Annotated in this window: 16 protein-coding genes and 2 rRNA genes; 5 read left to right on the forward strand and 13 right to left on the reverse strand. The window is 73.7% G+C overall.

Annotated features, from left to right (window positions below; all coding sequences use genetic code 11):
• Positions 1–14 precede the first annotated feature (14 nt).
• The 3 genes from gabT to EDD39_RS34165 all read left to right on the forward strand — a co-directional run bounded on the left by gabT (position 15) and on the right by EDD39_RS34165 (position 3,578).
• Positions 15–1,370 carry a 4-aminobutyrate--2-oxoglutarate transaminase gene (gene gabT / locus EDD39_RS34155; RefSeq protein WP_123563375.1) on the forward strand — a complete coding sequence of 452 codons (1,356 nt, stop codon included), beginning with the start codon at positions 15–17 and terminating at the stop codon, positions 1,368–1,370.
• A 365-nt stretch (positions 1,371–1,735) separates the two neighbouring features.
• Positions 1,736–2,374, forward strand: a complete 639-nt coding sequence (locus EDD39_RS34160; protein WP_244257410.1) for a phosphatase PAP2 family protein — start codon at positions 1,736–1,738, stop codon at positions 2,372–2,374.
• A 121-nt stretch (positions 2,375–2,495) separates the two neighbouring features.
• Positions 2,496–3,578: a glycoside hydrolase family 18 protein gene (locus EDD39_RS34165; RefSeq protein WP_244257411.1), complete on the forward strand. Its 1,083-nt coding sequence runs from the start codon at positions 2,496–2,498 to the stop codon at positions 3,576–3,578.
• A gap of 15 nt (positions 3,579–3,593) precedes the next feature.
• Here EDD39_RS34165 and EDD39_RS34170 read toward each other — a convergent pair whose 3' ends face one another.
• Positions 3,594–3,926, reverse strand: a complete 333-nt coding sequence (locus EDD39_RS34170) for a DUF2218 domain-containing protein (protein ID WP_030923071.1) — start codon at positions 3,924–3,926, stop codon at positions 3,594–3,596.
• A 138-nt stretch (positions 3,927–4,064) separates the two neighbouring features.
• Here EDD39_RS34170 and EDD39_RS34175 point away from each other — a divergent pair, with 138 nt between their 5' ends.
• Positions 4,065–4,535, forward strand: a complete 471-nt coding sequence (locus EDD39_RS34175) for a MarR family winged helix-turn-helix transcriptional regulator (RefSeq protein ID WP_030462969.1) — start codon at positions 4,065–4,067, stop codon at positions 4,533–4,535.
• Here the strand turns inward: EDD39_RS34175 and EDD39_RS34180 are convergent.
• Entirely contained in the window at positions 4,456–5,382 is a 927-nt protein-coding gene (locus EDD39_RS34180) for an EamA family transporter (RefSeq protein ID WP_123563506.1), read from the reverse strand. The genes EDD39_RS34175 and EDD39_RS34180 overlap by 80 nt on opposite strands.
• A 91-nt stretch (positions 5,383–5,473) precedes the next feature.
• On the opposite strand from EDD39_RS34180, the gene EDD39_RS34185 reads away from it, so the two are divergent.
• On the forward strand, positions 5,474–6,382 hold the full coding sequence (locus EDD39_RS34185; RefSeq protein WP_030462971.1) for a LysR family transcriptional regulator: 909 nt from the start codon (positions 5,474–5,476) through the stop codon (positions 6,380–6,382).
• A gap of 152 nt (positions 6,383–6,534) precedes the next feature.
• On the opposite strand, the gene EDD39_RS34190 is transcribed toward EDD39_RS34185, so the two are convergent.
• From EDD39_RS34190 to EDD39_RS34240, 11 genes are all read right to left on the reverse strand, one after another.
• Positions 6,535–7,266: a ZIP family metal transporter gene (locus EDD39_RS34190; RefSeq protein ID WP_123563507.1), complete on the reverse strand. Its 732-nt coding sequence runs from the start codon at positions 7,264–7,266 to the stop codon at positions 6,535–6,537.
• Between the two features lie 231 nt (positions 7,267–7,497).
• A complete protein-coding gene (locus EDD39_RS34195) occupies positions 7,498–7,935 on the reverse strand; it encodes a DUF6278 family protein (protein ID WP_123563381.1) in 438 nt (145 codons plus the stop codon).
• A 70-nt stretch (positions 7,936–8,005) separates the two neighbouring features.
• Positions 8,006–9,679 carry a restriction endonuclease gene (locus EDD39_RS42395; protein WP_123563383.1) on the reverse strand — a complete coding sequence of 558 codons (1,674 nt, stop codon included), beginning with the start codon at positions 9,677–9,679 and terminating at the stop codon, positions 8,006–8,008.
• Positions 9,680–9,857: 178 nt separating this feature from the next.
• On the reverse strand, positions 9,858–11,363 hold the full coding sequence (locus EDD39_RS34205; RefSeq protein WP_123563385.1) for a hypothetical protein: 1,506 nt from the start codon (positions 11,361–11,363) through the stop codon (positions 9,858–9,860).
• 300 nt (positions 11,364–11,663) lie between these two features.
• Positions 11,664–12,311, reverse strand: coding sequence for a YigZ family protein (locus EDD39_RS34210; RefSeq protein ID WP_123563386.1), 648 nt, complete (start codon positions 12,309–12,311; stop codon positions 11,664–11,666).
• 144 nt (positions 12,312–12,455) lie between these two features.
• Complete coding sequence (locus EDD39_RS34215; RefSeq protein WP_244257412.1) at positions 12,456–13,739, reverse strand: DUF6986 family protein; 1,284 nt, start codon at positions 13,737–13,739, stop codon at positions 12,456–12,458.
• Positions 13,740–13,953: 214 nt separating this feature from the next.
• On the reverse strand, positions 13,954–15,648 hold the full coding sequence (locus EDD39_RS40455; RefSeq protein WP_208765709.1) for a DUF2637 domain-containing protein: 1,695 nt from the start codon (positions 15,646–15,648) through the stop codon (positions 13,954–13,956).
• Between the two features lie 342 nt (positions 15,649–15,990).
• A complete protein-coding gene (locus EDD39_RS34225) occupies positions 15,991–16,659 on the reverse strand; it encodes a response regulator transcription factor (protein WP_030462978.1) in 669 nt (222 codons plus the stop codon).
• Positions 16,611–18,020 (reverse strand): sensor histidine kinase, encoded by a 1,410-nt coding sequence (locus EDD39_RS34230; RefSeq protein ID WP_244257413.1) that lies wholly within the window; start codon positions 18,018–18,020, stop codon positions 16,611–16,613. The genes EDD39_RS34225 and EDD39_RS34230 overlap by 49 nt, the downstream gene beginning before the upstream one ends.
• A gap of 190 nt (positions 18,021–18,210) precedes the next feature.
• Positions 18,211–18,327: ribosomal RNA gene (rrf, locus tag EDD39_RS34235) — 5S ribosomal RNA — on the reverse strand.
• An 82-nt stretch (positions 18,328–18,409) separates the two neighbouring features.
• Positions 18,410–19,937 (reverse strand): 23S ribosomal RNA (locus EDD39_RS34240); the annotation flags it as partial.

Here is a 19,937-nt window from a genome sequence, read left to right on the forward strand (position 1 = left end):
CTTGGAGAAGACAGATGAGCGCTGCAACTCCGCTCCCGCAGGAGCGCCGCCTGGTCACCGCGATCCCCGGCCCGAAGTCGCAGGAGCTGCAGGCCCGCAAGCTCGGCGCGGTGCCGGCGGGCGTGGGCACCACGCTGCCGGTGTACGTGTCGCGGGCCGGCGGCGGCGTGCTGGAGGACGTGGACGGCAACAGCCTGATCGACTTCGGCTCGGGCATCGCCGTGACGAACGTGGGCAACAGCGCCGCGGCGGTGGTGGCGCGGGCGACCGAGCAGCTGGCCGCGTTCACGCACACCTGTTTCATGGTGACCCCGTACGAGGGCTACGTGGCGGTGGCGGAGCAGCTGAACGAGCTGACCCCGGGCGACCACGACAAGCGCACCGCGCTGTTCAACTCGGGTGCGGAGGCGGTGGAGAACGCGGTGAAGATCGCCCGCGCCTACACCAAGCGGACCGCCGTGGTGGTGTTCGACCACGGCTACCACGGCCGCACCAACCTGACCATGGGCCTGACGGCGAAGAACATGCCGTACAAGCAGGGCTTCGGCCCGTTCGCGCCGGAGATCTACCGGGTGCCGGTGGCGTACCCGTACCGCTGGCTGACGGGTGCGGAGAACTGCGCCGCCGAGGCGGCCGCGCAGGCGATCGAGGTCATCACGAAGCAGATCGGCGCGGAGAACGTCGCGGCGGTCATCATCGAGCCGATCCAGGGCGAGGGCGGCTTCATCGAGCCGGCCAAGGGCTTCCTGCCGGCGATCGCGGAGTTCGCGAAGGCGAACGGGATCGTGTTCGTGGCGGACGAGATCCAGACCGGTTTCTGCCGCACCGGCCAGTGGTTCGCGTGCGAGGACGAGGGCGTCGTCCCGGACCTGATCACCACGGCGAAGGGCATCGCCGGCGGTCTGCCGCTGGCGGCGGTGACCGGCCGGGCCGAGATCATGGACGCCGCGCACTCGGGCGGCCTGGGCGGCACCTACGGCGGCAACCCGGTGGCCTGCGCGGCCGCGCTGGGTGCGATCGAGACCATGAGGTCCGAGGACCTGAACGGCAAGGCGCAGCGGATCGGCGAGGTCATGCTGGGCCGGCTGCGGGCGATGCAGGAGAAGTTCGCCGACTCGGACCGGGTGCGCATCGGCGAGGTCCGCGGCCGCGGCGCGATGATCGCGGTGGAGCTGGTGAAGCCGGGCGGCAAGGAGCCGGACCCGGCGGCGACCGCGGCGATCGCCAAGGCCTGCCACGCGGAGGGCCTGGTGGTGCTGACCGCCGGCACCTACGGCAACGTGCTGCGCTTCCTGCCGCCGCTGGTGATCCCGGAGCACCTGCTGGCCGAGGGCCTGGACATCCTGGAGTCGGCCTTCGCGGGCGTCTGATTCCCGCCGGTTCCGGCCGGGAACCGCTGGTGGGCGGCGCGGGGGCGGGGCGGGACGGGTCCCGCCCCGCCCCCGCGCGTCCGGCCGTCCGCCGGGCGGGTGGAGGTCGCGCCGCCGGTGGTGAAGATGCTGTGCACGATGGCCGGTCCGCCGTTCCCCGCCCCGGCTTTGACGTACTGTCATCACAGATGGACAGCGAACCGCACGCACTGCCCACAACTCCGTCCGCCGCCGAGGCGGACGCACCGGAACGATCGACCGGCCGTCCCGCCCACACCCCCCGGGCCGCACGGCGCGGCGATCACCTTGGCCGCCCCGGAGCTCTCCCCCCTGCTCCGGGGCGGCCGATTTTTGCTGTCCTGGCCATGTCACTGGCGGTGCTGCTGGCCGCGGTCTCCTGGCAGGTCGCGGTGGACGGGCCGCTGCTGGGGCTGGACACGGCGGTGCGCGACGGGGTGCGGGAGGCCCGCGGGGCGATCGGCTCGACGCTGCTGAACCACCTGGGCGTGGCGCTGTCCGACCTGGGCGGCGGGACGGTGGCGGTCCCGGTGCTGCTGGGGTGCGCGGGCCTGGCGGCCTGGCTGGCCCGGCGCGGCGGGCGGCCGCGCTGGTGGGTGCCGGTGCCGGTGGCGACGGTGGCCGCGGTGCTGGTCCCGCTGCTGGTGGTGCCCGCGAAGATCTGGTTCGCCCGCCCGGGCCCGTACGGGGCGCCGCTGGCCGGGGACCAGTGGGGCTGGTACCCGTCGGGCCACACGGCGACCTCCTCGATCGCGTACGGGACGGCGGCGCTGCTGCTGGCCCGGGTGCTGCCGGTGGTGGCGGGGCGGCGGCTGGGCGCGGCGTGCGCGCTGGTCTGCCTGGGGGTGGGGGCGGGGCTGGTGTGGAGCGACTTCCACTGGCTGCTGGACGTAGTGGCGAGCTGGTGCCTGTCCGGCCTGCTGCTGCTCGGGCTGCGACTGCTGCTGCCGCGCCTGCTGCCCGACCGGCCGGACTCCGCCTCCTGACGCCCCGTCAGCCCCCGTTTCGGTCCAGACCATTGACGCCCCTGCGGCCCGCGCGCACCCTGTTCCCCACCCTTCAGCACGCGATCGCCGGGAGGCGGATGTGCGTTCCCCAGTCATGCCCATGACGCGTTTCTCGGTGGCGGCCTCGCTGCTGGCCCTGGCCGTGACGGCCCTGCCGGCCCAGGGCGCGACCGCGGCGGCGGCCGCGCCGGTGCAGGTGTACGGGGCCTGGCACTGCAGCGACGACGCCTGCACCTGGGCGAAGGTCCGCGACCCGGCCGCCTTCGACGCCGCCAACCACTGGCTGGTGGACCGCGGCGACGGCCGCCCCTCGGTGAACGTGGTGGTGCTGAGCTTCGTCAACCCGCTGCGGCTGCTGAACGGCACCACCGACGCCGGGAACGCCGCCGGGGTGCCGGTGGGCATGAACCAGCAGGTGGTGGACTACTTCACGGCGCACGGCGTCCGGGTGATGCTCTCCATCGGCGGCATCACCTACACCGGCGACTGGGACACCGCGCTGGCCCAGAACGGCACCCTGCTCGGCCAGAAAGCAGCGGCGCTGGCGAGCAAGCTCGGCGTGGGCATCGAGATCGACTACGAGAACAGCAACAGTCCGAACCTGACCGGCCTGCAGGCGTTCGTGGACGCCTACCGGGCCGCCCACCCGTACGACGCCTCCGGCACGGACCCGACCGCCCGGCTGACCATCGACGTGGCGGCCGGGGACCGCTGGCTGATCGGCATCGACCAGTACGCCACCGCGCACTGGCTGACCACGGCGAACCCGGTGCTGGACTACGCCAACGCGATGGTGCCCAGCAAGCAGCCGTCCGCCTCCTCGGCGGTCGCCAACTGGCAGGAGCACCTGGACGGCAAGCCCACCTACAACCCGGCGATCCCGCCGCTGGCCCCGGCGAAGTTCACCGGCAGCCTGTACATCGCGGAGGGCTCGCAGGTCCGCCCGGAGTGCAACAACTTCGCGAACTCGGCGCAGAAGGCCACCGGCAGCTGGGTGCGCAGCGCCGCACCGAACGGGGCGGGGGCCACGGCCGGGCTGCTGGGCTTCATGTTCTGGGCGGCCGAGAAGCCGTCCACCCGGGGCGTGACCACCGCGCCGCCGAACAGCTGCGAGGGCGGGGTCGGCGCGGGCGCCACCGCGTTCGACGTGCCGGTGCCGATGCCCCCGCTGCGGCAGGGCTGAGCGGCCCCGGGGCGGTCAGCCCTCCTCGCCGGTGAGGCGCTGGACGGTGCCGGCCGCGCCGCTCTCGCGCTGCCAGGCGACGACCAGCTCGTCGCGGGTGCCGAAGCGGACCAGGTGGCGGCCGACCACGTCCTCCAGCTGGTCGAGGCTCTCCTCGGCGCCCTCGACGGCGAGCAGCAGCGCGCCGTCCTCGGCGGTGAGCTCGGCCCGGCCGGCGCCGAAGGCGAGCGAGCCGCGGCCGGTCTCCTCCGACCACTCGGCGGGGACCTTGCGGCCCATGTGGGCGGCGAGCTGCTTGGCGTAGCGGGCGGGGCGGTCGGTGGTGACGCGGGCGGTGGAGCGGGCCACGGCGGACTCCTCGAGTCGAAGGCACGGATGACTTAGGTTGCCCTAAGCTACTCGATTACTGAGCCAAGCTCAACATGTTATCGAGGCGAGATCGGTCACCCTCCGTACCGGCCGCGACCCGCCCGCTAACCTGTGCCCATGACCTCCCCCGGCCCCGCCGACACCGCCGCGGAACTCGCCGACGCGCTCACCCGGGCGATGAAGCGGATCCGGCGGCAGACCATGCAGCGGCTGGAGCCCTACGGCCTCACCCCCGCCCAGGGCCGGGCCCTGCGCACCCTCGCCCACGCACCCGGCTGCGAGAGCGCCGAGACCATGCGGCTGAGCGAGCTCGCCGAGCGCCTGCACATCGCCCCGCGCTCCGCCACCACCGTGGTCGACGCCCTGGAGGAGGCCGGCCTGGTCGCCCGCACCCCCGACCCGGCCGACCGCCGCGCGGTGCGCCTGGTGCTCACCGAGGCCGGCCACGGCGCGCTGGAGCGGATCTCCCGGGTCCGGCACGAGGTCGCCCAGGAGTACTTCGGCCCGGTCAGCCCTGCCGAGCAGGACGCCCTGCTGCGGGCGCTGCGGCAGGCCGAACTCGCCTACGAAGCCGGGCCCACCCCGTAGCCGGCACCGCGCCCAGCCCGATCCCGGCGATCACCAGCACCGTCGCGGCCCCCGCCAACAGGCTGAACCGCTCGCCCAGCAGCAGCGCCGCCGAGGACATCCCGAACACCGGCACCAGCAGCGAGTACGGGGCCACCAGCGAGGCGTCGTAGCGGCGCAGCAGGTGGCTCCAGGCGACGAACCCGAACAGCGTGGAGACCAGGCCGACGTACAGCACCGCGCCGACGCCCGACCAGGTGATCGACCGCAGCGCCGCCCAGTCCGCGTCCGGGCCCTCGACCAGCAGCGACAGGGCCAGCAGCGGCAGCGGCGGCACCGCGGAGACCCACACCATCCAGCGCAGCGCGTCCGGCGGGGCGGCCCGGCGGGTCAGCACGTTGGCCAGGCCCCAGGCCACCGCCGCGCCGATCACCAGCGCGAACGCCCCCACCGGGCCGCCCGCGCCGCGGTCCACCGCGGCCAGCGCGATCCCGGCGAAGGCCACCGCCAGCCCGGCCACCCGCAGCCGGGCGGGCCGCTCGCCCAGCAGCCCGGCCGCGAACAGCGCGGTGAACCCGGCCTGCCCCTGCAGCACCAGCGAGGACAGCCCGGCCGGCATCCCGGCGTGCATGCCGAGGAACAGCAGCCCGAACTTCACCACCCCGAGCGTCAGCCCGACCCCCAGCACCCACCGCCACGCCACCCGCGGCGAGCCGACCAGGAACACCGCGGGCAGCGCCACCACGGCGAACCGCAGCGCGCAGAACAGCAGCGGCGGGAAGTCGTGCAGACCGACCTCGATCAGCACGAAGTTCAGCCCCCAGACGGCGGCGACCAGCACGGCCAGGGCGATGTGACGGGGGGTCATGGCGGAGGAGGGGGGCATGCCCCGAGCATCTCCCGGGCCGACCGTTCAGCACCAGCGACGATTCCTCAACCCCACCGTTTAGCATCACTGCATGATGGATCTGGGACGCCTGCGCGCCCTGCACGCGGTCGCCGTGCACGGCTCGGTCGGCGGGGCCGCCACGGCCCTCGGCTTCACCCCCTCCGCGATCTCCCAGCAGATCGCCAAACTCGAGCGCGAGACCCGCACCGTCCTGCTCGAACGCCAGGGCCGCGGCATCCAACTTACCGACGCCGCACGCCAGTTGGCGGACACCGCGCAGCGCGTCCTGGCCCTGGTCGAGCAGGCCGAAGTGACGCTCGAGGAGCAGCGCGGCCGACCCGCCGGACGGCTGCTGGTGGCCGCCTTCCCCACCGCGGCCCGCGGCCTGCTGCCCGCCGTCCTCGCCGAGCTGCACGCCACCTGCCCCGAGCTGGACGTCCGGCTGCTGGAGAGCGACCCCTACCCGGCGGCCGAGCTGGTGGCCCGCGGCGAGGTCGACCTGGCGGTCGTGCAGGACTGGGCGACCGTCCCGCTCCCGGTGCAGGACGGCCTCGATCGGCTCGACCTCGGCACCGACCCGGTCGACCTGCTGCTGCCCGCCGGGCACCCGCTGGCCGCGCTGGACGCCGTCCCGGTGACGGCGCTGCGCGGGCAGCGCTGGATCAGCGTGCCGCCCGGCAACATCTGCCACGACTGGCTGCTGCGCACCATGCGGGAGACCGGCGAGGAACCGGACGTCGCCCACCGGGTCGGCGAGTTCCAGACCCAACTCGCCCTGATCGCCGCCGGCCTGGGCCTCGGCCTGATCCCCCGCCTGGGCCGCGGCCCCCTCCCGCCCGGCATCGCCGCCCGCCCCGTCACCCCCGAACCCGTCCGCCGCGTCCACGCCCTCTGGCGCACCCAGACCTCCCGCCGCCCCGCCGTCACCGCCACCCTGACCGCCCTCCGCCACCACTGGGCCGCCCTGGAGAACACCTGAACCACCCCGGCCCCGCCGCCAGGCCGGCCCCGCCACCAAGGCACATGAACCCCACCCCAGCGGTGTGCACGCCGGCGTCCCCGCACCCTTTCCCCACCCCTCACCTCGCCGGAGGCGCCTCTCCCCCCGCCGGAGGCGCCCCTCCCCCGCCGTCAGGCCAGCCCCACCACCAGCCACATGAACCCCACCCCCAGCAGCGTGCACGCCAGCGTGCCCTTCGACGGGTGCGGGCTGTGGGCCTCGGGCAGGATGTCGGAGGTCGCCAGGTACATCAGGAAGCCGCCGAAGAAGCCCAGGTAGAGCCCGAGCAGCTGTTCCGGGATGGTGAACAGCAGCGTGATCCCGGCCCCGGTGACGGGCGCGAGCGCGTCGGCGAACAGCAGCGCGACGGCCCGCCGCCGGTTGTTCCCGTAGAGCCGGGTGAGGGTGTACGTGTTGAAGCCGTCCGCGAAGTCGTGCGCGACGACGGCGACGGCGACGACGGTGCCGACCGTCGTCCCGGCCTGGAACGCGGCGCCGATCGCGAAGCCGTCCATCATGCTGTGCAGGACCAGTGCGGAGGCGGCCGCGATCCCGACGCCCTGCTCGCGCCGCCGCTCCCCGTGCGCGTGGCCGTGCGCGTGGCCGTGGCTGTGCGCGGCGTACTCGCCCTCGTGGCCGCGGTGGATGGCGACGGCGCGTTCGACCACGTGGATGGCGAGGAACCCGGCGGCGAACATCAGCAGGGCGGCGGGGACGCCGTGGACTTCCTGCGGGGCCTGCGCGAGTGCCTCGGGCAGCAGGTCGAAGGCGACCACGCCGAGCATCAGCCCGGCGGCGAGGCCGAGGACGAGGTGGCGGCGGTCCCCGGTGCGCTGGGCGACGAATCCGCCGACCAGGGTCATCAGGAACGCGCCCGCGGCGACCAGCACGGCAGTCAGTTTCGGCCTCCCCCGTCACGCCGCCGGGGGCCGGACGGCTGTGCTGACCGCTGCCCACGGGCATCCAGTCCGTCCGGCCCGGGTCCGGACGGTGCCGGGCCCTGCGACCAGCCTGCGGGCCCGGGTCGGGCCGCGCCGCCCGGGCGGCCCGTCGGGGTGACGCGCCGTCACCGCGGGCCCGGCGGCCCGGCGGTCTCAGCCGTCGCTCGCCGCCCGGTAGACGGCGGCGAGCTGCGGCGCGCCCTGTTCGGCCCAGTCGTGGCCGATCGCGGTGGCGTCGAGTTCGAAGCCGGTGCCGAGCACCATCAGCGGGCGGCCGTCGGCGGCGAGCTGCCAGCGGGCGTCGGGGACCTGGCGGCGGATCACCGTGCCGAGGTAGAGGCCGGCGTCGGTGCCGAGCCACTGGGAGACCTGCGGGTCGTCGCGCCAGCGGGGCAGCAGTTGGTCGAGGGCGGTCAGCGAGTCGACGGTGTCGTCGAGGCGCACGTCCACGGACTCGGCGAGTTCGCGCAGCAGCCCGCACTCGGCGTACATCTCGGCCATCGCCAGTTCGCGGTCGTGCTCGGCCGTCTGCCGGGGCGCCGGCTCGGCGGGGCTCCGGTCGTGCCGGTGTCCGGGGAATCGGTTCTCCACGCCCCCAGCCTGACAGCCCGTCGGGCGGTCCGCCGGTGGAACCGGCGAGTCCGCGCCGGTCCGCCGGTTCTCACAGGGTCAGCGGCAGCGCCAGGTGGGTGCGGGCGAGCTCGCGGATGCCGGGGCCGTCCATCAGGTGGATGCGCTGGTGGCGCTCCTCGCCGGTGAGGTCGAGGGCCTCGTCGGTGAACTGGCCGCAGGTCATCCGCAGGCCGCGGTCGGCGCCCTCCTCGCGGACGGCCTCGGCGAGGGTGGCGATCTCCTCGGCGGCGACCGGGGCGGGGCCCCGGGAGGCCCACACCACCCAGCGGCCGGGCAGCCGGCTGTCGGGCTCGCCCTCGGCGGTGGCGACCAGGCCGGCCGGGCCGCGCAGCCGGACGCTCCAGTCCCGCAGGCCGCCCGCGGTGAGCACGGCGCGCACCAGGTGGGCGAACTCGCCGGGCGACAGCTCGCCCAGTGCGGGCACCGCCGAGGAGGCGCTGCCCCAGGGCAGCACGGCCTCGCCCGCGTACGGGTCGGGGGTGATCACGGCGGCCAGGGCGCGCAGCCGCAGCAGCGACTCGTCGTGCTCGGCCTCCGCGTAGACGCCGCCGTCCGCGCCCTCGTCGCCCAGGTGCCCGGCGTCGGGGACCAGCCGGGTGCGGGCCAGCGCGTCCCGGTCGGCGTCGACGCTGAGCAGGCACTGCGGGGGCTGTCCGGGGACGCGCAGCCAGCCGTTCAGGACGACGCCGGCCAGCACCTCCTCGGTGTCGACGGCGTCGGCGGCCTGCAGGGCGCGCAGCGCGAGCCGGGCGGCCAGCCGCAGGTAGTCGGTGCGGACGTCGGCGGCGGGGCGGGGCACGGGTTCGACCGCGCCGGCCTCGGTGAGCCGGTAGCCGGACAGCGCGGGGACGGTGTCCAGCGGCGGCAGGTCGAGGTCGAGGACGGCGGTGCGGGTCAGGGCGCGGAACACCGCGCGGCAGGGGGCGGGCAGGTCCTGGGTGGCGCCCTCGGCGGCGGCCAGGGCGCGTTCCAGCAGGGACTCGACGGCGGCGGGCTCGGCCTGGCGGTAGGCGCGGCGGCACTGCTCCAGGCTGTCGTTGTACTCCTGGACGGCCCGGGCCCGGGCCCGTTCGGCCTCCTCATGGGCCTGCCGGGCGGCGACCGCGCCGCTGTCGGCGAGTTCGGCCTGCCGGGTGCGCCACTCGCGCAGCGCGCGCTGGTGGCGCAGCCGGGCCTGGGCGAGTTCGCGCTGGTAGCCGGAGTCGAGCAGGCGGCGCGAGCGCGGCTGGTCGGGATCGGCGCCGGCGGGCTCGGGCGGCGCGAAGTCGGCCCAGGCGGGCTCGGGTTCGGCCTCCGGCCCGGCGTCCGGGAAGGGCTTGGGCTGGTAGCTGCGCAGTTGGCTCTCGAAGTCCATCGCGGAGACCGGCTGGGCGGCCCGGCGCAGCAGGTCGGCGAGGCGCCGGTGGTCGGCCTGGACGGCGAGGGTGCGGTGGTGGGTGAGCGCGGCGGCCCGGCCGTGCGCGGCCACCGGGTCGTCCGCCGCGGCGGGGGCGTCCGCCGGGTCCGCGGGGCCGGGCTGCGGCGGGATCGCGGTCGGCGGGCCGGGGTACGGCGCGGCGGGCTGTCCGGGGCGGGCGGCGGGGTGGGCGGCGGCGGGGTCCTCGTCCTCGTCGGCGCCGAGTTCGTGGAACAGCGAGGCGAGGAATCCGGGCTGGAGCACCGTGGTGGTGCCGTCGGTGCTGCCCTCGGCTGGATGCTGCATCGGCGGTGGTCCCCCTGCTCGTCCGGCGCACGTCGGCGGGCCGCCGCGGCGGGGCCCGAGCAGCATTGTCCCCCGTCCGGGCTCCGCGGTCAGCCAACCCCGGCGGTTTGGCCGACCCTTGACGTCGGGTCAGCGGGGCAGCCGGGGGCCGGTGGGGTCACCGGCCCCCGCGGGGCGGTCAGTTGGTGCGGGTGTTGGTCAGGTGCAGCCCGATGTAGCCGACGTAGATCCGGCCGCTGCCGGAGCAGTCGTCCAGGTAGTGCACCCGGGGGGCGGTGCCGCCGCCGCCGATCCGCAGGTGGGCGCCCATGAACGCGCGGCAGGAGGAGTCGACGGCGGGCGGGACGGGCAGCATCCGCTGGCGCTTCCACTTGCCGTGGCTGGCGACGGTGCGGGACTCGCCGCGGACCGCCTTGCGCGGCGGGAAACGGTGGCAGCCGGGCGGGGTGTGCTCGCACCACTGCTTGAAGTCGCCGCCGGCCTCGCCGCGCACGGCCGCGTCGGCGTACTCCTGGAGCGCCGTCAGGCCGTCCCAGGTGAGCCGGGCCCAGCCGTCGGCCTCGCTCTGGCCGTCCAGGGCGAGCGTCTCCTTGCTGTCGCCGGTGAACTCCAGCAGCGGGAACTCCCCGAAGCGGTCGACGAGTTCGCCGAAGCTGACGGGGCCGGTGCCGCACCGGGGGCGGCGCGGTCCGCGCGGGAGCTCGATCCGCAGCCGGCAGCGCTCCAGCCGCACCGGCGGTCGTTCGACGACGGCCCGGGGGGCGGCGGGCGCCTTGCGCGCCTCGGGCGGCAGCCAGAGCTCGGGGACGGCGGACAGCGGGGCGGGCAGCGGCAGTTCGGCGGCGATCCGGCGCGGTTCGCGGGCCAGCAGGGCGGCGGCGCGGCGCGGGTTCTCGTCGATCCGGCCGCGCGGCAGGACGGGATGGCGGGCGGCGTCGGCCCGGGAGGCCGGGTCGACCTCGGGCAGGAAGGTGCGCACCGCGCCGCCGTACACCTTGTGGTACTCCAGGGCCAGGTTGAACCGGGGCAGCGCGCCGTGCCCGAGCACGTACAGCGAGGCCAGGCCGGGGAGTTGGCGCACCAGCGGGTCGAGCACCTGCTGCTGCCAGCGGTCGACCGGCACGGCGGGCGGGACGCTGGCCACCACGGTGGGCAACCGCCGTTCGGGGTCGCAGAGTTCGTCGATCAGGCCGTCCAGGTCGGCGGGGGCCAGCAGCCGGGGCGCGACGGCCAGCGGCACCGGGCCCTCGGCGGCGTCAAGCAGCGGCAGCAGGCTGCGGACCAGGTCGGGGACGGGCACCCGCCCGTGCGGGGCGACGGCGGGCCCGGCGGGGAGGTGCTCGGCCTCGATCCGCAGCCGGGTCGGCCCGTCGACGGTGTCGGTGGCCAGGGTGAGGGTCAGTTGGTCGGTGCCGTGCACGGCGGGCGTGCGCAGTCGGCGGCGGCTGTAGCGGGCGCCGGGGCCGCGGCCGGTCAGCGGGCCGTCGTCGCGGTCCAGCAGGACCCGGTCGCCGAGGCGTAGTCGCTCGGGCGGCGCCTGCCGTTCGCGGGGCGCGGGCTCCTCGTGGCCCTCGGACTTCAGTTGCTCGGCGAGGAGTTGGTCGACGAGGGCGGTGGTCTCGTGGTGCGGGCGGGGTGTCGCGGCCGTCAGCCGGTACGGTGGCTGGGCGTGGTCGGTGGGCATGCGCGGAACCTCCCGTGGTGCGGTGCTGGGGTCTGCGGATCCTCCTCCCGGGTGTCGCTGGCGAATCGTTGCTCCTGTCTCTAGGAGACGAAGCGATCAGGAGTGGAAGTTCCGCATCCGGCACCGCTTCCTTCGATCGGGTGTCATCCGGCGGCAACGCGAACGCCGCCTGTGCCGCCTCTGCTACCCGCCCGCCCGCGATCGATGCCGGGTCTCCCCCGGTCGGCCGCCGGACCTCTCACCGGGCCTTTCACCACGCCTTCCGCCGGGCCTTCCTCGGACTCCGACCGGGGACGGCCGTCAGACGTCGACCTCGACGAACGTCCGTCCGGCCGGGCGGGCTTCGGCCGACCCGCCGGTCGCCTCGGCCAGCCAGGTGTGGAACTCCGCGGTCTCCGGCTCGGGGACGCCCACCTCGATCCGCACCCCGTCGGCCAGGTACTCCAGCCCGGCCACCGCGTACCCGGCCGCCCGCAGGTCGTTCTCCAGCCGCCCGGCCCGGGTGTGGTCGACAGTCACCGACAGCAGCGCGACCGGGCGCCGCTCCAGCAGCCCGACCTCGTCCAGCGCCTCGGACACCGCCGCCCCGTACGCCCGCACCAGGCCGCCCGCGCCGAGCTTGATCCCGCCGAAGTACCGGGTCACCACGGCCGCGGTGTCGGTCACCCCGCGCCGCCGCAGCACCTCCAGCATCGGCACCCCGGCCGTCCCGGCGGGCTCGCCGTCGTCGCTGGAGCGCTCGCGCGGCTGCCCGCCGCCGACCACGAACGCGGTGCAGTTGTGCCGGGCGTCCCAGTACTGCTTGCGGACGCCCGCGATGAACGCCTGTGCCTCGTCCTCGTCGGCGACCCGCGCCAGGTGGCAGATGAACCGGGACTTCTTGATCTCCAGCTCGTGGCTGCCCGAGCCGCGGACGGTCAGGTACGGCTTGGGGCTCGGCTCCGCCATGGCGCTGGTGTTCTCCGCTGGGTCGTCGGTCGTCGGTCGTCGGTCGACGGTCGAAGGTCGTCGGTCCGGTCCGGTCCGGTCTCGGGCGCCCGGCCCCGCGCCGGTCCGCCCGTCCAGCCTATGCCCCGCGCCCGGGGCTCCCGTTCAGCGGCCGGCCAGGGCGTCCAGCCGGGCCCGGTCGAGACCGGTGCGCTCGGTGACCTCGGCGAGGTCGACGGCGCCGCAGTCCAGGCCGCGCAGCACGTAGCCGCTGAGCGCGCGGGCGGTGGCGGGCTCGTCCATCACATCGCCGCCGGACTTGGCGACGTACGCGGCGAGCCGGGCGCAGGCGGCGGCCAGGCCCTCGCGGTAGAACGCGTAGACGGCGGCGTACCGGGTCGGCAGGTGGGCGGGGTGCATGTCCCAGCCCTGGTAGTAGGCGCGGGCCAGCGAGCGGCGGACCAGGCCGTGGTGCAGCCGCCAGGCGGCGTGCACCTGCTCGGCGGTGCCGGCCGGGACGACGTTGGTGGAGCCGTCGGAGAGCCGGACGCCGGTGCCGGCCGCGGCGGCCTGCATGACGGCCTTGGCGTGGTCGGCGGCCGGGTGGTCCATGCTCTGGTGGGCGGCGGAGACCCCGCAGGCGGCGCTGTAGTCGAAGGTGCCGTAGTGCAGGCCGGTGGCCCGGCCCTCGGCGGCCCCGATCATCAGCGCGACGGTGGCCCGGCCGTCCGGGCCGAGGATCGCCTGGGTGGTCTCGATCTGGATCTCGAACCCGATCCGCCCGGCGGGCAGCCCGGCCCGCCGCTCGAAGTCCTCCAACAGCCGCACCAGCGCGGTGACCTGGGCCGCGTAGGTGACCTTCGGCAGGGTCAGCACCAGCCCGTCCGGCAGACCGCCCTCGGCCAGCAGGGTGCCCAGGAACAGCTCCAGGGTGCGGATGCCGCGGGCCCGGACCGGGGCCTCCAGGCACTTGATCCGGATCCCGACGTACGGCGGGGCGCTGCCGTCGGCGACCGCGGCTGCCACCAGCCGGGCGGCCCGGACGGCCTCGGCGTCCTCCTCGGCGTCGGGGCGCGGGCCGTAGCCGTCCTCGAAGTCGATCCGCAGGTCCTCGACCGGCTCGCGCTCCAGCTTGGCCCGCACCCGGGCGTGCACGTCGGCCAGCAGCGCGTCGTCCGCGACCCCGAGCGCCTCGGCGAGCCGCCCCGGCGTACCGGCGTGCTCGTCGAACGCGGCGAGCGCCTGCGCGCCCCACTCCCGGACGGTGTCCGCCCCGAACGCGTCGGCCGGCACGTACACGGTGTGCACCGGCTGCCGGGAGCCGCTCTCGCCCGGGTAACGGCGCGTCAACTCGGCGTCCACGGGGGCGAGCAGCGCCTCGACGGCCGCCAGGGCGGTGTCCGAGAACGAGACGGGCTGGGCGGCATCGACCTGGGCAGGCTGCGACATCCGGAGGCTCCTCCACTCACCACGCGACTTCAACAATTTGTTGATGCGAAGGTAGTGGCGGCCCCGCGGAACCGTCAATGGCCGCCCGGCCGGAGGAACCGGCGGACGGCCATCACGCGTTTGTGGCTATCTCCGAACGGGGCTGTCCCCTGAACGGGGCTGCCTCCGAGCAGGGCGGTCTCCGAACGGGGCTGCCTTCGGACGGGGCGCGGGATCACTCGCCCCGGCCGGACTCCATGTACCGCTCCTGCAGGTCCTGCCAGACCTTCTCGACGTCCTTCACCGTCACGCCGCCGTCCGGGCGCGAGCCCGGGACCCCGCGCTGGCTCAGGTACTCCGCGAACCGGCGCTCGTCGGGGTGCCGCTGGTTCTCCTCCATGTAGCTGACCAGCGCGTCGAAGCACTCGTTCGGGTCGAGCGGCTCCACCGCGCCCGCCATCGGCCGCCGCGCCGGGGCATCCTCCTCCCCGAACGGCAGCGGCTCCGGCTCGGGCGCCATCATCGACTCCAGCCGCATCGGCCGGCCGGGCACCAGGATCGGCTCCGCCGCCTCCGCCACCGGCACCTGCTGCCGGGCCGCCGGACCCCGCCCGTTCGCCGCCGGGCGGTACTCCTCCTGCCGGTACTCCTCCACCTGCCGGTACTCCTCCGGCCGCCCGCCCTGCTCCGGGTACGCCTCGCCCTGCGGCGGCTGGTAGCCCGACTGCGGCCGGTCCTCCGGGCCGTCCTCCGCCCCGCTCGGCCGCGGCGCCTTGAACCACGGCGACGCCTGCCCCGGCACCCGCGCCGTGTGCACCTGCTGGTCCGGCTCCGCCACGTGCGAGCGCACCGGGCGGGCCGTCCACACGTTCAGCTCCGCGGACGGGTCGATCACCGGCGCGGCCTGCGCCGCCTCCGGGTCCTGCTGGTCGCGCAGCCGCAGCGCGGCCAGCTTCGCCAGCGTCGGCACCGCCACCGCCGCGGACACCTGCGGCACCTGCTGGACCGGCGGCTCCGCCGCACCCGCCGCACCCGCTGCCGCGGCCTGCTGTGCCTGTGCCTGCGCCTGCGCCTGAACCGCCTGCTGAGCCGGCGTCAGCCGGTCGCCCCGCACCGCCGGCGCCACGGGCGCCGCCTGAACGGACTGGACGGGCTGCCCCGCCGCCACGGCTGCCACGGCCGGCCCTGCCGGGCCCGCCGACACCGCCGGCGCCGTCTGCTCGGCCGCCGCCGCACTGCCCGGCACCAGCAGCGGGCCGTCGATCCGGTCCAGCACCGTCGGGTCCAGCGGGACACCGTATTTGGCCAGCTTCAGCGGCAGCAGCGCCTGGAACGGCGCCGAACGCCGCCAGCCCCGCCCGTACCGGAACCGCAGCTGCGCCCGGTACACCAGCCGGTTCTGCTCCAGCCGCACCGTCTCGTCGTACGAGCGCAGCTCCCACAGCTTCATCCGCCGCCACAGCCGGAACGTCGGCACCGGCGACAGCACCCAGCGCATCAGCCGCACCGACTCCATGTGCCGGTCCGCGGTGATCGCCGCGATCCGGCCCACCGCGTGCCGCGAGGCCTCGACCACCACCACGAACAGCACCGGGATCACCGCGTGCATCGCCATGCCCAGCGCGTCGCCCCAGGAGGCCGCCGCGTTGAACGCGATCGTCGCCGCGGTCAGCAGCCAGGCCGTCTGCCGCAGCAGCGGGAACGGGATCCGCAGCCAGGTCAGCACCAGGTCCAGCGAGAGCAGCACCACGATGCCCGCGTCCACGCCGATCGGGAAGGCGTAGGCGAAGGCACCGAAGCCCTTCTCCATCGCCAGGTCCCGCACCGAGTTGTACGACCCCGCGAAACCGATCCCCGAGATCACGCACGCGCCGACGGCCACCACACCCAGCAGTGCCCGGTGCGCGCGGGTAAGGGAAGGACGTGCCATTCGTTGATCAACCCCTGGGACTCGGCAGCTGCCGTATACGACCTGTAGCCGCCGAGTACACGTCCCCGCCCCGGGGCGCACCCGTCGGTCATCGCGTCAGGACGCGATGCCGGTGCGCCGTTGACAGACTCGGCCCACCGGATACTACTCGTACGGGCGTTCGCCCCCGTCGCCAGGCCGGACCGGCACCGTACCTCCACTGGTCCACACCACTGTGCGCACCGCCGTACCGCCCGCCGCCGACCCTGCTCCGGCCTGCCCGGCCCCTGTCTGTCCGCCCCTTCCGCCGACGTCCTCCTGCCCTTCTGCCCTCCCGCCCGGCACGGCCGAGAGCCACCCCGCTCAGCCCTCCGCCGGCCGCTCCGCCGCACCGTTCAAGTACGCCAGCACCGCCAGCACCCGCCGGTTGGCGTCCTCCGTCGGCGCGAGCTCCAACTTCCCGAAGATGTTGGCGATGTGCTTGGCCACCGCCCCGTCACTGACCGTCAGCCGGGCCGCGATCGCCGAGTTCGAACAGCCCTCCGCCATCAGCCCCAGCACCTCCCGCTCCCGCGGCGACAGCCGCTGCAACGGCTCCGACCCCGCGCTGTGCTGCAGCAGCCGGCCGATCACGTCCGGATCCATCGCCGTCCCCCCGGCCGCCACCCGCCGCACCGCGTCCACGAACTGGTCCGCATTGAACACCCGGTCCTTGAGCAGGTACCCCACCCCGCCCGTCCCGTCCGCCAGCAACTCCCGCGCGTACAACTGCTGGACGTGCTGCGACAGCACCAGCACCGGCAGGCCCGGGATCTCCCGGCGCGCCGCCAACGCCGCCTGGAGCCCCTCGTCCGTCAGCGTCGGCGGCAGCCGGACGTCCACCACCGCCACGTCCGGCCGCTCGGACAGCAGCGCCGCCAGCAGATCCGGCCCGGTCTCCACCGCCGCCGCGATGGTGAACCCGTGGATCTCCAGCAGCCTGGTCAGACCCTGGCGGAGGAGGTAGAGGTCCTCGGCGAGGACAACGCGCACGGCAGCTCCATCGTGATCGTGGTCGGCCCGCCCACCGGACTGTCGAGCGAGATCGTCCCGTCGAACGTACCCAATCGCTTCTCGATCCCCCGTAGCCCACCGTCCACCTCCATCCGCGCACCCCCGTGCCCGTCGTCCGTCACCACCACCCGCAGCCGGCCCGCCCGGTACAGCACGTCCACCCAGGCGTGCCGGGCCCGGGCGTGCTTCGCCGCGTTCGCCAGCAACTCGCTCACGCTGAAGTACACCGCCGTCTCCAGCGCCGCCTCCGGACGCCCCGGCAGACTCACCGTCACCTCCGTCGGCACCACCGCCGTCAGCGCCAACTCGCGCACCGCGTCCGGCAACCCACGCTCCGCCAGCACCGGCGGATGAATGCCCCGCACCAGGTCACGCAACTCCTGCAGGGCCTTCGCCGACGCCTCTCGGGCCTCTGCCAGCAGCTCCCTGGCCGCCTCCTGGTCCGTCCTCATCAGGTGCTCGATCGTCCCCAGCGTCAACCCGATCGACACCAGCCGCGCCTGCGCCCCGTCGTGCAGATCCCGCTCGATCCGCCGCAACTCCGCGGCCTGCGCGTCCACCGCATCCGCCCGGGTCTCCGTCAGGTGCGCCACCCGCTCGGTCAACTGCGCCCGGCTCGGCTGCGGCCCACCGCCCAGCACCCGGCACGCGAACGCCCCGTGCGCCCGCACCGCCCACGGCATCGCCAGCAGCCCCGCCACCGCCAGCGCCCCGCCGAGCACCACGGAGAAGAGCAGGTTCACCCGGTGGTTCTCCACCCCGAAGAAGTGCCGCGAATCCACCGCCGCCGTCCCCATGAACACCAGCCCGCCCCACACCAGCCCCATCGGCACCCCCAGCAGCGCCAGCACCCCCACCGGATTGGCCACCCACCACAGCCCCTCCCGCTGCACCTGGCGGTCCCGCACCGCCCACCGCACGAACTGCACCAACCGCGCCACCTCCGCCCGCCGGTGGTACGACACCCCCGTCCACCAGAACCCCCGCGCGTCCTGCTCCAACGCCTCCCGGGGCGAATACACCACCCCCCACGGCTCCCCCGCCTCCCGCGCCACCCGCCGCCGCGTCCACACCGCACCCCGCCGCACGAACCAGTACAGCGAAGACACCCCTGCCAGAACCGCACCGGGCACCGCCACGTACAGCGCCAGCGGCCCTTGGTCGAACAGCTGCACCGCCACGAACGCCGCACACACCGTCGCCAACAGCGGCCCCACCACCCCCGCTCCCGCCGCCGCCGTCATCACCACGGCCTGCCCGCCGGCCCGCACCGCCACCCGCACCCGCTCACCCACCGCAGACCGAGCAGCCCCACCACCGAACCACGCTGTCGTCGCCAAAACCCACTCCCCGAGAAGTCGAACGCCGTCCCCAACAACGCTCTCAGTCTCCCTCGCCCCCCAGGCCGGCACATTGGCCGTGCCACCCGTCTTTAAGGTGGACCTAGCACCACCCCCCTTGGTGGCACTTACTCCCGGGAACGCGAGAAAGCCCCCTGACTTCCCGTCAGGGGGCTTTCCCACAATGATTGTTCGGCGGCGTCCTACTCTCCCACAGGGTCCCCCCTGCAGTACCATCGGCGCTGTGAGGCTTAGCTTCCGGGTTCGGAATGTAACCGGGCGTTTCCCTCACGCTATGACCACCGAAACACTATGAAACTGTCGCCGCCCGGCCGGATCCCTCCGGCGGGGGTCGTTGTTTCAGAACAACACAGTGGACGCGAGCAACTGAGGACAAGCCCTCGGCCTATTAGTACCGGTCAACTCCACCCCTCACAGGGCTTCCATATCCGGCCTATCAACCCAGTCGTCTACTGGGAGCCTTACCCTCTCAAGGAGGTGGGAGTGCTCATCTCGAAGCAGGCTTCCCGCTTAGATGCTTTCAGCGGTTATCCCTCCCGAACGTAGCCAACCAGCCATGCCCTTGGCAGGACAACTGGCACACCAGAGGTTCGTCCGTCCCGGTCCTCTCGTACTAGGGACAGCCCTTCTCAACACTCCTACGCGCACAGCGGATAGGGACCGAACTGTCTCACGACGTTCTAAACCCAGCTCGCGTACCGCTTTAATGGGCGAACAGCCCAACCCTTGGGACCTACTCCAGCCCCAGGATGCGACGAGCCGACATCGAGGTGCCAAACCATCCCGTCGATATGGACTCTTGGGGAAGATCAGCCTGTTATCCCCGGGGTACCTTTTATCCGTTGAGCGACGGCGCTTCCACAAGCCACCGCCGGATCACTAGTCCCTACTTTCGTACCTGCTCGACCCGTCAGTCTCACAGTCAAGCTCCCTTGTGCACTTACACTCAACACCTGATTGCCAACCAGGCTGAGGGAACCTTTGGGCGCCTCCGTTACCCTTTAGGAGGCAACCGCCCCAGTTAAACTACCCACCAGACACTGTCCCTGATCCGGATCACGGACCCAGGTTAGACATCCAGCACGACCAGAGTGGTATTTCAACGGCGACTCCACAACAACTGGCGTTGCTGCTTCACAGTCTCCCACCTATCCTACACAAGCCGAACCGAACACCAATATCAAGCTATAGTAAAGGTCCCGGGGTCTTTCCGTCCTGCTGCGCGAAACGAGCATCTTTACTCGTAATGCAATTTCACCGGGCCTGTGGTTGAGACAGTCGAGAAGTCGTTACGCCATTCGTGCAGGTCGGAACTTACCCGACAAGGAATTTCGCTACCTTAGGATGGTTATAGTTACCACCGCCGTTTACTGGCGCTTAAGTTCTCAGCTTCGCCCGACCGAAATCGGACTAACCGGTCCCCTTAACGTTCCAGCACCGGGCAGGCGTCAGTCCGTATACATCGCCTTACGGCTTCGCACGGACCTGTGTTTTTAGTAAACAGTCGCTTCTCGCTGGTCTCTGCGGCCACCACCAGCTCGGGGAGCAAGTCCCGTCACCAGCAATGGCCCCCCTTCTCCCGAAGTTACGGGGGCATTTTGCCGAGTTCCTTAACCACAGTTCACCCGAACGCCTCGGTATTCTCTACCTGACCACCTGAGTCGGTTTGGGGTACGGGCCGCCATGAAACTCGCTAGAGGCTTTTCTCGACAGCATAGGATCATCCACTTCACCACAATCGGCTCGGCATCAGGTCTCAGACACGTGTTGCGCGGATTTGCCTACGCAACGTCCTACACCCTTACCCCGGGACTACCACCGCCGGGCTGGACTACCTTCCTGCGTCACCCCATCGCTCACCTACTACCCCGTTGGGTCACCGGCTCCACCACGTCC

This window comes from Kitasatospora cineracea (genome assembly GCF_003751605.1).
Taxonomy (GTDB): domain Bacteria; phylum Actinomycetota; class Actinomycetes; order Streptomycetales; family Streptomycetaceae; genus Kitasatospora; species Kitasatospora cineracea.

What these genes read in the sequence shown, in the direction of transcription:
- EDD39_RS34215 (WP_244257412.1), bottom strand. Translation starts at nt 13,739, where the DNA reads ATGTCGCAGCCTGCCCAGGTCGATGCCGCCCAGCCCGTCTCGTTCTCG.
- EDD39_RS42395 (WP_123563383.1), bottom strand. Translation starts at nt 9,679, where the DNA reads ATGCAGCATCCAGCCGAGGGCAGCACCGACGGCACCACCACGGTGCTC.
- EDD39_RS40455 (WP_208765709.1), bottom strand. Translation starts at nt 15,648, where the DNA reads ATGGCACGTCCTTCCCTTACCCGCGCGCACCGGGCACTGCTGGGTGTG.
- EDD39_RS34165 (WP_244257411.1), top strand. Translation starts at nt 2,496, where the DNA reads ATGACGCGTTTCTCGGTGGCGGCCTCGCTGCTGGCCCTGGCCGTGACG.
- EDD39_RS34205 (WP_123563385.1), bottom strand. Translation starts at nt 11,363, where the DNA reads ATGCCCACCGACCACGCCCAGCCACCGTACCGGCTGACGGCCGCGACA.
- EDD39_RS34185 (WP_030462971.1), top strand. Translation starts at nt 5,474, where the DNA reads ATGATGGATCTGGGACGCCTGCGCGCCCTGCACGCGGTCGCCGTGCAC.
- EDD39_RS34175 (WP_030462969.1), top strand. Translation starts at nt 4,065, where the DNA reads ATGACCTCCCCCGGCCCCGCCGACACCGCCGCGGAACTCGCCGACGCG.
- EDD39_RS34210 (WP_123563386.1), bottom strand. Translation starts at nt 12,311, where the DNA reads ATGGCGGAGCCGAGCCCCAAGCCGTACCTGACCGTCCGCGGCTCGGGC.
- EDD39_RS34180 (WP_123563506.1), bottom strand. Translation starts at nt 5,382, where the DNA reads ATGACCCCCCGTCACATCGCCCTGGCCGTGCTGGTCGCCGCCGTCTGG.
- EDD39_RS34190 (WP_123563507.1), bottom strand. Translation starts at nt 7,266, where the DNA reads ATGACCCTGGTCGGCGGATTCGTCGCCCAGCGCACCGGGGACCGCCGC.
- gabT (WP_123563375.1), top strand. Translation starts at nt 15, where the DNA reads ATGAGCGCTGCAACTCCGCTCCCGCAGGAGCGCCGCCTGGTCACCGCG.
- EDD39_RS34160 (WP_244257410.1), top strand. Translation starts at nt 1,736, where the DNA reads ATGTCACTGGCGGTGCTGCTGGCCGCGGTCTCCTGGCAGGTCGCGGTG.